This is a genomic window from Neobacillus sp. NPDC093127, assembly GCF_044754175.1.
Lineage (GTDB): Bacteria > Bacillota > Bacilli > Bacillales > Cytobacillaceae > Neobacillus.
Map to the genome: position 1 here is coordinate 28,250 of NZ_JBIVOP010000017.1, position 12,134 is coordinate 40,383.

A 12,134-nucleotide genomic window follows, 5' to 3' on the forward strand; every position below is an offset into this window, starting at 1 on the left:
GGTGATAATTTGAAATCGTCGATAACTTTACTCCATAAAACTTATCAATTCCGTGACTTGAAAGAAATTCTTGCTAAAGCGAATGAGGAAAAGTCTGGGGACCAGCTTGCCGGTATTGCTGCGAATGATGCCCAGGAGCGGCTCGCCGCTCGGCACCTGCTTTCGGAATTAACCCTTAGCGATATTCGCAACAACCCTGTGCTGGCACCTGAAGTGGACGAGGTTTCACGTTTGATTGAGGAATCCATCAATGAAAAAATCTTTCAATCTATCGCGAACTGGACCGTAAGCGAGCTCCGCGAAACACTCCTATCGGATAACACGACAAACATTGAAATCAGCCGTATCCGCAGAGGGCTGACGAGTGAGATGGCTGCTGCTGCCGCCAAAATTATGTCCAACATGGATTTAATCCAAGCTGCATCAAAAATAGAAGTCGTTGCCCAGTGTAATTACCCAATTGGCCACAAAGGTACTCTCGCCGGCAGGGCACAGCCGAACCATCCAACAGACAGCATCCAAGGAATCAAAGCCTCACTTTATGAGGCCTTAAGCTATGGAATCGGCGATGCTGTTATCGGCATTAATCCGGTCATTGATACGGCTGAAAGTGTGAAGCAAATTTTACAAATGACAAGAGAGGAAATAGACAGATTCCAAATCCCGACGCAAAACTGTGTCTTAGCGCATGTGACGACGCAGATGCGGGCAATCAAAAATGGCGCTCCCTCTGATTTGCTTTTTCAAAGCTTAGCTGGCACGGAGGCTGGAAATAAGGCATTTGGAATTAGTATCGATCTCTTAAACGAGGCAAATGAATTAATTCAAAAAGAAGGCACTTCCCACGGGCCGAATCTTTGGTATTTTGAAACCGGACAGGGCTCAGAGTTGTCCTCCGATGCCCATCACGGCATTGACCAAGTGACGCTCGAATCGAGATGCTATGGCCTCGCCAAAAAATATAAACCATTTATCGTGAACACGGTGGTGGGCTTTATTGGACCAGAGTACCTATACAACAGCAAACAGGTCATTAGGGCAGGACTCGAGGACCATTTTATGGGGAAGCTCCAGGGTATTCCGATGGGGGTCGATGTTTGTTATACGAACCATATGAAAGCCGATCAAAATGATATGGAAAACCTCGCTATTTTGCTGGGTTCCGCAGGGGTAAATTTCCTCATTGGTGTACCCATGGCGGATGACTGCATGCTCAATTATCAATCTACGAGTTTTCATGATATCGCCTCAGTACGCAGCGTACTCGGCCTAAGACCTGCACCTCATTTTGAGAAATGGCTCGAGAAAATGGGGATTATCGAGAACGGGAGATTAACGGAGCGGGCTGGGGACCCGACCATATTTATATAGATTGATCCGAGGTATTGGTGGCGTACTGTCGTGCAGAGTGCTCCAACTGTCGTGCAGGGTGTTAACTGTCGCCAAGATTACCCCAACTGTCGGATAAGACACCACAACTGTCGAACAAGCATAATTATCGAAAGGAGGCGAGCATTTTTGAAGGAAAGACAAATTGAATTGATTGTTCAAAAGGTAATGGAGCAGCTGCAAGCGAAATTTCCAATAGAGAATAGAGCAGATCCAGATGACAACGGACTCATATTTACCGAACAAGATTGGAAAACCTCCATTCCGAAGCCTGCTTTTCAGGAAGGAGTTTCGGACTTGACTGCTTCAACCCCGGCGCGGATTGGCGTCTGGAGAACTGGCACCCGCCCGCTGACGAAAACGATGTTAAAGCTGCAATTCGACCATGCGGCCGCCATCGATGCAGTCGGCGGCGAGGTGCTCGAAAACTATTTGCAGGAATTCGCGTTATTCACAGTGGAAACATGCTATGAGAACAAGGAAGTTTATTTGAAAAGGCCGGATAAGGGAAGGGTGCTAACCGACGCGGCCATCCAAACCATAACGGAGCGGTGCCGGCACCGGCCGCAGGTGCAAATTGTCGTCTCGGATGGGCTGAGCGCCAGTGCCGTAGAAACCAATTTAAAGGATGTCTATCCCGCCTTACTAGATTCATTGCAACTTAACAATCTGACCTGTGGGACTCCTTTTTTTGTTAAAGGGGGCAGGGTCGCGTGTATGGATCATATTGGTGAAATCCTTGAGCCGGAGGTACTTGTTCTCCTGATTGGCGAACGGCCGGGGCTGGTTTCGGCAAGCTCAATGAGTGCCTATATGTGTTATCGGCCCCGAAAAGGGATTGTCGAATCGGACCGCAATGTCATCTCGAATATTCATCCGCTGGGCACCCCGCCAGTTGAGGCTGGTGCCCATATCGGCACTGTTTTACAAAAAATGTTTGAGCAAAAAGCAAGCGGTGTGAAACTGGAATTATAGCAAAAACAATAGAAAGGAGGGGGAGTTAAATGGAGGTATTTATCGGTTTCGCTTTAGTGGTAATTACCCTTTGCGTCGGCACTGCCATTGGCTTGAATGCCAATAAAAACGTGCGTGCCTTTAAAGAAGATGAACATGAAATCTTTGTTGATAAAGATGTAAGAAATTAAACTAGAGAGGGGAGAAAGGGATGAAAAATAAAGACCAGCAAATGTTGGAGGATCGAAAGCAGCTAAACCGGTATGGCTATGCCCAAGAACTGCTGCGTGACATGGGCGGCTTTTCAAACTTTGCTATCTCGTTTTCGATTATTTCTATTTTAACAGGCGCCGTTTCCTTATACGGTCATGGATTAACCTACGGCGGACCGGGGATGATGGGCTTTGGCTGGACGATTGTCGCCTTTTTCGTGCTATTAGTTGCCGCCTCACTTGCTGAACTTGCGTCAGCGATTCCAACCGCAGGTGCCTTATACCACTGGGCCGCCACTCTAAAAGGAAGAAGGATTGGCTGGTATACCGCTTGGATTAATCTTATCGGTCAAATCGGAATTGTAGCGGGAATTGATTACTCATGCGCCTTATTCGCTGACCCACTATTAGCAACAGTCTTTGGTTATACTTCCACCGATACTACCATTCTAATTGTCTTTGGCGTAATTCTTCTATTACACGGAATCCTCAACCACGTCGGAATTAAAATCGTTGCGAAATTAAATGACTTTTCAGCCTGGTATCATATGCTTGTCGTCGCTATTTTGGTTGTTAGTTTGGCGTTTTTTACAAAAAACGGTTTGCAGCCAATTGATTACTTATTCCAGGTCGGGCAAACTTTTTCCGATAAGCCCTATTTCTTAGCCTTCTTAATTGGATTATTACAGGCGCAATGGACATTTACCGGCTATGATGCATCGGCACATACGATTGAAGAAACCGTTCATCCGCGTGTCCGTGCCCCGTGGGGGATATACAATTCAGTGGCCTTTTCCTTCGTCTTTGGCTTTATCATGCTTGCCTTCGTGACCCTTTCGATTCACGATGCGGCTGGTGCGGTTAACTCTGACAACGCCTTTATCTATGTTATCAGTCAGGCGTTGGGCGGTACCTTCGGGTCAATCGTTCTCTGGCTCGTCACTTTTGCGATGTTCTTCTGCGGTCTCTCGTCAATTACCTCATTTTCACGGATGATGTATGCGTTTTCGCGAGACAAGGGTATGCCGTTCAGCCATCATTGGGCAGAAATCAGCCGCAAATTCCGTACTCCGGCAAAAGCGATTTGGCTGGCCGTAATCCTTTCCTTTGCCTTAGCATTAATTGATTATCTCACAAAAATCCTAAACCCTAACGCCGGATATTCGACGATTGCCTTCTTGACCGGGGTCAGTGTCGTTGGCTTGTATGTGGCTTACGGCATTCCAATCTATCTTAAATTGGAAGCCGAGGCAAAAGGAATCTTTTTACGAAAGCATTACGGTCCTTGGAGTCTTGGAAAATGGAGCAAGCCGATTAATATTCTCAGTATCATCTGGATTCTCTTCATTTCCATCATGATGGTGATCCCGCCAAACCAAATGGCAGCATATGCCTTGGGCGGGATGTTTATTATCTTGATTATCATGGACTTAGGCTATTACAAGAAGCATTTCAAAGGTCCGCAAGCTGCCCTTGAAAAATCAATCGAAGAGATTCAAAGATTGGAAGATGAGTTTGAGCATGAGAAAGAATAGCATGTAAAAAATCACAAAAGTGCCCGTATGAATGTACAGGGCACTTTTTCCCGTTTTTTCATTAAGCAACTTTTCATGTTTTTCAAGCACCTTGTGTTACTATAATAGCTAACCGTAGAAAAATGAGGTGTATTGAGATGAAAATTGAAGTTTGGTCCGATTATGTTTGTCCATTTTGTTATATCGGGAAAAGAAGGTTAGAAGAGGCATTAAGTCAATTTCCAGATAAGGATAAAGTTGAAGTTGAATTCAAGAGTTTTGAGCTCGATCCAAATTCGTCAAAGAATAGTGGAGAAAATATTCACGAAGTATTAGCAAAAAAATATGGCATGAGTCTTGAAAAAGCTAAACAAGCAAATCAAGGTGTTGGTTCTCAGGCAGCAACAGTTGGCTTAACCTTCAATTTTGATGAAATGAAGCCTACCAATACCTTTGATGCACATCGTTTGGCCAAGTTTGCGAAAACACAAGGGAAAGAAGCAGTGGTCTCTGAAAAGCTTTTACATGCTTATTTCGCAGAATCGAAGCATATTGGCGATCTTGAAACCTTGGCAGACATTGCTGAAGATGCAGGTTTAAATCGGCAAGAGGTAGTAACGATCCTGAATGATAAACATGCTTTTGCCGCTGATGTCCGCCAGGATGAATCCCTTGCCCAGCAATACGGCGTTCGCGGTGTTCCCTATTTCGTTATTAATCAAAAATATGCGATTTCCGGTGCTCAGCCGACGGAAACCTTTATCGGTGCTCTTCAAAAAGTATGGCAGGAAGAATCTGCTTCTCCGATGCTCCAGGACCTTTCCACTACCGATGATGCCAGCTGTGCGGATGGGAATTGTGTGATTCCCGAGAAAAAATAGAATTCTGGAAATCATAAATTAGAAGGATATAAATGGGTGATTAAACCGAGATCAACAAAAATGGGAAAGGCTCCTCGTGTCCTTTCCCATTTTTGTCTGAATAATTAAAATGTTATCTGCTTTTCATCCTAAAATAGGACTGGTTACTGTCATCCCAACATCTTTCAATTTGCCAATTTCCTTGAATCGTGGTTTTGCAGTTTCTGCGCCTGATCGTGTTCCTTCTTGTCGTCCTGCGTCTAGAAGTTTTACGTCTAGAAGTGTTCCTTCTTGATGTGTTACGTTGTCCGGATGTATTGCGTCTGGAAGTATTTCTTCGTGAAGTCGTTCCACGGCTAGAAGTTCGTTGTCTGGTCGTTCTCCTCCGTGAAGCACCACGATTAAAGCCAGGGTCTCTAAACATGAAATCCCCAAAACCGCCGCGTCTTACCTCATCTGCTGCACTTTGAATCTTCTCCGGTGAAATCTCTTCCGGTGTAATTTCCTCCATTTTAGCACCTCCTTTAAATATAGAAAAGGGAGTACGAAAACTTAACTGACCATTTGTCTATAAAACTCACTCTTCTTTTACCAATTTACGTATCCAGTTCTGTTTTTGTATGGGACATAAGCCTATTAGCAGAAAAAATGCTCTTTCAACGTGACATCCTTCTTTTTTCTTACATACGAATAAAGGAGGAGGGATTGAAAATGGACGAGGCTGAAAAAATACCACAATATAAGCTGTTTATAAAACCCAACGATGTGAGAGAGCTGAGAAGAGATATTTGGATTGATGATCCGATTCCAGCTCAGTTAACGTTGGAGGGGAAAAGGCTTGAAATTGATTTAAGCTACCGCGGCTCTCATATCCGTGATTTTTCGAAAAAGTCATATCAAATTTCTTTCTATAAACCGACAAAATTCAAAGGAGCGAAACAAATTCATTTAAACGCCGAATTCAAGGACCCATCGTTAATCCGGAATAAATTATCATTTGATTTTTTTACGGAAATCGGCGTGTTAGCACCGCAATCACATCATATTTTTTTAACGCAAAATGGAAAAGCAGAAGGGGTCTATTTAGAAATCGAATCGGTGGATGAAAACTTTTTGAAAAGAAGAAGCCTCCCCGATGGAAGTATTTTTTATGCAGTCGATGGGGATGCCAATTTTTCACTGATGAGCGACTTGGATAAGGAAACAAAAAAATCACTGGAATTGGGCTATGAAAGAAAATGCGGGGCCGCAACAGAGGATTATTACTTACAGGAATTTATATATAAAATCAATACGATCCCCCAAAGTGATTTTGAAAAGGGAATTTTGAATTTTGTCGATGTCGACAAATACCTTCGCTGGATAGCGGGAATTATTTTCACTTCAAACTACGATGGGTTTGTCCATAACTATGCGCTTTATAGGAATGGAGATAGTGGTCTATTTGAAGTCATTCCGTGGGATTATGATGCCACCTGGGGCCGGGATGTAAACGGAAAAGTGATGGAAGCGAATTATGTCCCGATAGACGGCTTTAATACCTTAACGGCACGGCTGCTGGATGTAAAGAGTTTTCGAAAGCAATATCAAACCCTCCTTGAAGACATCATGAACCATCAATTTACCGTTGAATTTATGATTCCTAAGGTTGAAAATCTGCTCAAATTGGTTCGGCCTTATGTATTACAGGATCCCTATAAAAAACAAAATATTGGCGACTTTGACAGGGAGTCAGGAGTTATCGCAAAATATATTGAAGAAAGAAGAAGGTACCTGCAGCGGAAATTAGCAAAATTAGATTAGAAATTAATAGTTTGAGGAAATCTGAAAGGACATCTAGTCCTTTTTATTTTTCAAAAACAATAGAGAAGTTATGCTACTTCTGGTATTTTTGTAATATAGATAAAGATTTGCCGCAGCCAAATAGCTACAATAATTTACTAGTTTCATAAGACAAAAGCAAGGGGGATTATGATTGTAAGTCGGCATTATTTTGGCTATCACCTTAGGTGCTATCTAATCGTTAGATGGGCCTTTCTTTTTTTTAAACTGGAAGAAGTAGGGTTTTTGGTGAAAATGTCGAAATTCTACATAATAGGAATTTTATCAAAAATAGGTAAGAGGGAGAGCATACTAAAGTGGCGAAATTTTGTACGAATTGTGGAAAAGAATTAAAGATTGGACAAGTTTTTTGTAATGGCTGCGGAACAAAGGTGGGCGGTCAAAGGACTGAGTATCCCGGGAATGTTTCGGCAACGGAGAGAACAACTTTCGTTAAACAAACTAAAAACAAACAGAATCGCAATCTATTAATAACAGTATTATCAATTGTCGGGGTTTTAGCATTATTGGTTGGTGCCTATTTTATTGTAACGGGATTTAAAGAAACGAAACCTCAAGCTGTTTCTCATGATGTAACATCAGGAGCAAAAGATGCGGAAAGCGACTCAGTAAAGGCTGACACTAAGGAAGAAAAGGCAGCAGAAAATGATGAGGAAACGATTCTTAAAAATTATGCGAGAAAATTGAACAGTTTGAAAATCAATGCTTCAGGTTCGGATATTTCGCTTGGCAAGTGGGACATTACGAACCGGAATGGTACTTTATTTTTGGAAGCCAATAATATCCCTTCGAGAAATTTGACCCGAATTTTTGACCTCTATGATAGTGGGGAGCAATTGCCTTTAAAAGATTGGGCAAAAGAAGTGTACTTCATTGCTGATGACTTATCGGGGAAATTAAAGACAAAATGGAATATTGAAGTTGGGAATGGATGTGTGTCTGACTATCCGATTACTCTTTCCCAAGCGGATTTAATGGATTACTCTGGATCATGTGGTTATTCTATACCAGTATTATCGGGTTCAGATAAAGCAAGTTTATCATTAGTGATTCATAGTAAGGTATTTGGCTCCACTGAAAATACCACTGTTTCCGGTACTAATGAGTTTATCTTTCCTCATAGTGATGTTAGGAGGCTAACGGAAAGTGAAATTGCACCGCTTTCACTTGAAGAGCTTGGCTTGGCGAGAAATGAAATTTTTGCACGACATGGTCATGTGTTTACCAAGGAGGAGCTCCGTGTTTATTTCGAACAGAAATCGTGGTACTTCCCAGACTCATCCTATAACGACACATTAAGCCCGATCGAAAAATACAACGTAGATTTGATAAAGAGTCGAGAGGAGTACCTGAAGTGAACGCAAGAGCAGTCAAGATTGGAATTGGCCTTATCATTCTATTAGCGATGATCCCTCTCTATTATTTTTTCAATCCTGCCGTGGCAAAAGAAAAGGCTGACACTAGTAAGAATGCAAAATCCGAGTTGGCAGCGAAAGAGAGTGCAGCTTCAAAAACAGAATACGAAAAGAAAGAAACGGCAAACGTGAGCCCGAAAAAAGACCAAGAAGACACTACGGCAACAAATAAGGACGAAGAAACAGTAAAAGAGGAATCAGTTTCGACGGAAACCGCTCCTTCTATTGAAACAAAGGATATCCAAAGGGACTTTTTGGTTGTCATTGACCCTGGGCACCAAAGGCATGCTAATTTAGGAAAAGAGCCTGTGGGACCAGGGTCAGCTGAGATGAAGATGAAGGTCACAGGCGGTACATCCGGTGTTACAACGGGGAAGCCGGAATATCAGTTGGCATTGGAAGCCTCATTTATTTTAGGGGAATTATTGGAGAAACAAGAGGTTAAAGTCATTTATACACGGACCACCCACGATGTCAATTTGAGCAATAAGGAAAGGGCTGAATTCGCCAATCAAAATAAAGCTGATTTGTTCATTAGGATTCATGCGGATGGGTCAACCGATAAAAGCGTTAGCGGTCTATCTGTGTTGACTCCTGCCAATAACGACCCGTATACAAAAGCGATTTACGAGGAGAGTTTAAAGGCTTCGCAGCTGATTTTAGCTGAAACGAAAAAAAATACCGCTGTAAAGGTGAATGGAATTTCGTATCGAAGTGATTTGTCAGGATTTAACTGGTCTCAGGTGCCAAGCACATTAGTTGAAATGGGATTTATGAGCAATCCTGTGGAAGACAGAAACCTTTCAGACCCAACGTACCTAACGAATCTTCTTACCAACGTTGCTGATGGAATCTTACAATACGCGAGCCTTAAAAAGTAGAATGATCTTAGTGTCTAGTGGAGATAATTGATTGAAAAAAAAGATGCCGATTGGCATCTTTTTTTCATATAATTCCACCGTTGTCGGGGTAGATTTAGCTCCTTTTTGGCAGCCACATGTTACGGCTTCTATAATAATCTTCCATTTGGAAATTATCATTTGGTGTTGTGCTCCAGCCCCAGTTTCCTTGTCCAACATTGCTCCTGCCAGGACGATTACAACATCTGGACCGTCTCGATGTTCTATTTCTTGAAGTAATCCTTCTAGATGTGTTTCTCCGAGAAGTATTCCGCTGTCTGGAAGTGTTCCGTCTCGACGTGTTTCTCCGAGAAGTATTCCGCTGTCTGGAAGTGTTCCGTCTGGATGTGTTTCTGCGTGAAGTATTGCGGCTAGAAGTGTTCCGTCTGGATGTGTTTCTGCGTGAAGTATTGCGTCTAGAAGTGTTCCGTCTGGATGTGTTTCTACGAGAAGTATTCCGTCGAGAAGTCACCACGACCGAGGTTTGGCGGTTTCTAGAGGTATTCCGTCTAGAAGTGACGATGACGGAAGTCGGCTGCTGTCTGGAAGTAACCCGTCTAGAAGTCACCCTGAAGGAAACCGGCTGTTGTCTGGAAGTAACCCGTCTAGAAGTCACCCTGAAGGAAACCGGCTGCTGTCTGGAAGTAATCCGTCTGGAAGTCACCCTGAAGGAAACCGGCTGCTGACTGGAAGTAATTCGCCTAGAAGTCACCCTGAAGGAAACCGGCTGCTGTCTGGAAGTAATCCGTCTGGAAGTCATCCTGAAGGAAACCGGCTGCTGTCTGGAAGTAATTCGCCTAGAAGTCACCCTGAAGGAAACCGGCCGCTGTCTGGAAGTAATCCTTCTGGAAGTAACCATGATTGAAGTTTGGCGATTTCTGGAAGTATTTCGTCTAGTAGTTATCATGATTGAAGTTTGGCGGTTTCTGGAAGTATTTCGTCTAGTAGTTACCATGATTGAAGTTTGGCGGTTTCTGGAAGTTTGCCGTCTCCTAGAAGTTTGCCGGCGCGAAGTTTTCCGGTGGTGTGGTGGGTGGGGTTTCCTTTTACTATGTTTTTTGTGATGTGATTTGTGCTTTAAACCCGGATCCCTAAACATGAATTTTCCATGCCCAGATTTTTTAACTTCTTCCGCTGCCTTTTGAATATCATCTGAAGAAAAATTTCTCATTTTTTCACCTCTTTTTTTCTTGAAAAGGAATGCCGAACACTTAATAATCCTCATTAGCTCCGCACTTCCTCCTCTCCTATTAATCTACGTCGGTGCTTTTTTTTTGTATAGGGGAATTGCTTATTAAAGGAAAAAAGTTTGTCCATTCAGCGTTCTCGAGGGGGCTTTTCAACTAAGAAAGGCTCTTTTTGAGGTTTTCTATACGGTTCGTTAAATAATTATGTTAAAATATGAAGGATGAAAAACATTATCATTGGGAATCATTTAGAACTTAGTTTCAGGAGAGGATCATAATTGAAAAAAGATTGGTTACCTTCCTCACAGAAGGATGGGACAGTTTTATTAGCTAATGAGCAAAATAACTCAACCCTTTTATCTGATTTAAAAGCACTTTTCAAGGCAAATGTTTTACTTGCTAATGTGCTTCCAGTATTTACGGGCTATTGGTTAGCACTATATTTTTCGGGTACTGATTTTAGCGCAAATTGGGACGTCTTTTTGCTAACGATGATTGGAAGTACACTGGTTATGGCCGGGGCACTGGTTATTAATAACTGGTATGATGTGGATATTGATACGGTGATGGACCGAACGAAAAACCGCCCAACCGTTACAGGTACTATTTCTTTAAAGGTCGTATTAATGCTGGGAATAGCCTTTTCAGTTCTTGGCTTTATTCTGCTGCTGTTTACAACGATTGAAGCAGCCATTTGGGCTTTCGTGGGCTGGTTTACTTATGTGATCCTGTATACAATGTGGTCAAAACGCAGATATACACTTAATACTGTAATTGGCAGTGTTTCAGGTGCCGTATCGCCTCTTATCGGCTGGACGGCAATTGAATCTGGATTTCACATCGTCCCGATTATCCTATTTCTTATTTTGTTTGTTTTTCAAATGCCCCATACATTTGCCATTGCGATGCGGAAGTATCATGAATATAAAGCCGCGGGGGTAGCGATGCTTCCCGTTGTTCACGGCTTTGCCATGACGAAAAGGCAAATTTTTGTCTATGTTGCCTGTTTGCTGCCGCTGCCATTTTATTTAACGTCACTCGGTATCACATTTATTGTGATTGCCACCGTGCTAAACATCGGTTGGTTAGCTGTAAGTATTTACGGATTTTTTACGAAAGATGACCAAGGATGGGCACGAGTGATTTTTATTTATTCGGTTAATTATATAACTATCTTGTTTGTTTTAATGGTTATTGTTACCTTGCCGCTATTTGGTTAGGTTTTTTCAGTGAAAACTTGAAAGGGTCAGTCTTTTGCACAAATGTGCGGATAAGACTGACCCTTTCTGCGGCTGATAAGGACGTATACCTTTCTTATTAGGCATAAGTACCGTTCGCTATCTTTAGATTGAAGGGGTGTAAACAGGACTATCGTTTCAAGCGTTTAAGGACATGTTCTTCAAAATCTGAATGATTAATATCCAATCCTAAAATTTCATTTCTAAAGGGCTTGAACCGTCCATTTTCCACTTCTAGAGTGAAATATCCCCGCTCACTTAACAGGTTAATATCTCCGATGATTTTTTTTCTTTGGACCGGATCAAATAAATGAACTAAATTTGGGTCACTTGGATGCGCTTTAAACAAGCAACCCTGTTCGACGCATACTCTTACAATATTCCGTACCTTTGGGTGAGCGATACTCTCAATTTTCTTGCTCGTTTCAATACTGGCCATACGCATTAATCTCCTTTCCCATCATAAAACAATATGCCAAAACAAAAGGAAATATGAAAACCAGCAAATCCTCCTCTTTCCAATCTTCCATTCACTGGGTGTCACAAATTAGCCTAATTTCTACTCGATATGAATGATTTACATCACAATCACGAGCAGGAAGGAGTGTTGTTTTATTAATGAGA

At 42.3% G+C, this 12,134-nt stretch carries 12 protein-coding genes and 1 pseudogene; 10 read left to right on the plus strand and 3 right to left on the minus strand.

Annotated elements, in window-relative coordinates; all coding sequences use genetic code 11:
• Positions 1 to 9: 9 nt before the first annotated feature.
• From ACIQCO_RS20685 to ACIQCO_RS20705, 5 genes are all read left to right on the plus strand, one after another.
• Positions 10 to 1,371, plus strand: a complete 1,362-nt coding sequence (locus ACIQCO_RS20685; RefSeq protein WP_400431946.1) for an ethanolamine ammonia-lyase subunit EutB — start codon at positions 10 to 12, stop codon at positions 1,369 to 1,371.
• 147 nt (positions 1,372 to 1,518) lie between these two features.
• Positions 1,519 to 2,364, plus strand: a complete 846-nt coding sequence (eutC, locus tag ACIQCO_RS20690) for an ethanolamine ammonia-lyase subunit EutC (RefSeq protein ID WP_400431949.1) — start codon at positions 1,519 to 1,521, stop codon at positions 2,362 to 2,364.
• A 29-nt stretch (positions 2,365 to 2,393) separates the two neighbouring features.
• Positions 2,394 to 2,534, plus strand: coding sequence for a hypothetical protein (locus tag ACIQCO_RS20695; protein ID WP_400431952.1), 141 nt, complete (start codon positions 2,394 to 2,396; stop codon positions 2,532 to 2,534).
• Between the two features lie 20 nt (positions 2,535 to 2,554).
• Positions 2,555 to 4,090, plus strand: coding sequence for an amino acid permease (locus ACIQCO_RS20700; RefSeq protein ID WP_400431955.1), 1,536 nt, complete (start codon positions 2,555 to 2,557; stop codon positions 4,088 to 4,090).
• Between the two features lie 137 nt (positions 4,091 to 4,227).
• The gene (locus tag ACIQCO_RS20705; RefSeq protein ID WP_400431958.1) at positions 4,228 to 4,950 is read left to right on the plus strand and encodes a DsbA family oxidoreductase; all 723 of its coding nucleotides are present in this window, start codon (positions 4,228 to 4,230) and stop codon (positions 4,948 to 4,950) included.
• A gap of 112 nt (positions 4,951 to 5,062) precedes the next feature.
• Here the strand turns inward: ACIQCO_RS20705 and ACIQCO_RS20710 are convergent, their stop codons facing one another.
• On the minus strand, positions 5,063 to 5,440 hold the full coding sequence (locus tag ACIQCO_RS20710; protein ID WP_400431961.1) for a CotG/ExsB N-terminal domain-containing protein: 378 nt from the start codon (positions 5,438 to 5,440) through the stop codon (positions 5,063 to 5,065).
• Between the two features lie 200 nt (positions 5,441 to 5,640).
• Here ACIQCO_RS20710 and ACIQCO_RS20715 point away from each other — a divergent pair, with 200 nt between their 5' ends.
• The 4 genes from ACIQCO_RS20715 to ACIQCO_RS20730 all read left to right on the plus strand — a co-directional run bounded on the left by ACIQCO_RS20715 (position 5,641) and on the right by ACIQCO_RS20730 (position 9,950).
• A complete protein-coding gene (locus ACIQCO_RS20715; protein WP_400431964.1) occupies positions 5,641 to 6,732 on the plus strand; it encodes a CotH kinase family protein in 1,092 nt (363 codons plus the stop codon).
• Between the two features lie 335 nt (positions 6,733 to 7,067).
• Complete coding sequence (locus ACIQCO_RS20720; RefSeq protein ID WP_400431967.1) at positions 7,068 to 8,129, plus strand: YARHG domain-containing protein; 1,062 nt, start codon at positions 7,068 to 7,070, stop codon at positions 8,127 to 8,129.
• Entirely contained in the window at positions 8,126 to 9,067 is a 942-nt protein-coding gene (locus tag ACIQCO_RS20725) for an N-acetylmuramoyl-L-alanine amidase family protein (RefSeq protein ID WP_400431969.1), read from the plus strand. The genes ACIQCO_RS20720 and ACIQCO_RS20725 overlap by 4 nt, the downstream gene beginning before the upstream one ends.
• Positions 9,068 to 9,569: 502 nt before the next feature.
• On the plus strand, positions 9,570 to 9,950 hold the full coding sequence (locus ACIQCO_RS20730) for a hypothetical protein (RefSeq protein ID WP_400432182.1): 381 nt from the start codon (positions 9,570 to 9,572) through the stop codon (positions 9,948 to 9,950).
• Positions 9,951 to 10,181: 231 nt separating this feature from the next.
• On the opposite strand, the pseudogene ACIQCO_RS20735 reads toward ACIQCO_RS20730, so the two are convergent.
• Positions 10,182 to 10,310: pseudogene (locus ACIQCO_RS20735) on the minus strand (CotG/ExsB N-terminal domain-containing protein); the annotation flags it as partial.
• Positions 10,311 to 10,550: 240 nt separating this feature from the next.
• Between ACIQCO_RS20735 and cyoE the strand changes: the two are divergent.
• Positions 10,551 to 11,492: a heme o synthase gene (gene cyoE, locus ACIQCO_RS20740; protein ID WP_400431972.1), complete on the plus strand. Its 942-nt coding sequence runs from the start codon at positions 10,551 to 10,553 to the stop codon at positions 11,490 to 11,492.
• A 148-nt stretch (positions 11,493 to 11,640) separates the two neighbouring features.
• On the opposite strand, the gene ACIQCO_RS20745 is transcribed toward cyoE, so the two are convergent.
• Complete coding sequence (locus tag ACIQCO_RS20745; RefSeq protein ID WP_400431975.1) at positions 11,641 to 11,949, minus strand: hypothetical protein; 309 nt, start codon at positions 11,947 to 11,949, stop codon at positions 11,641 to 11,643.
• Positions 11,950 to 12,134: the final 185 nt, after the last annotated feature.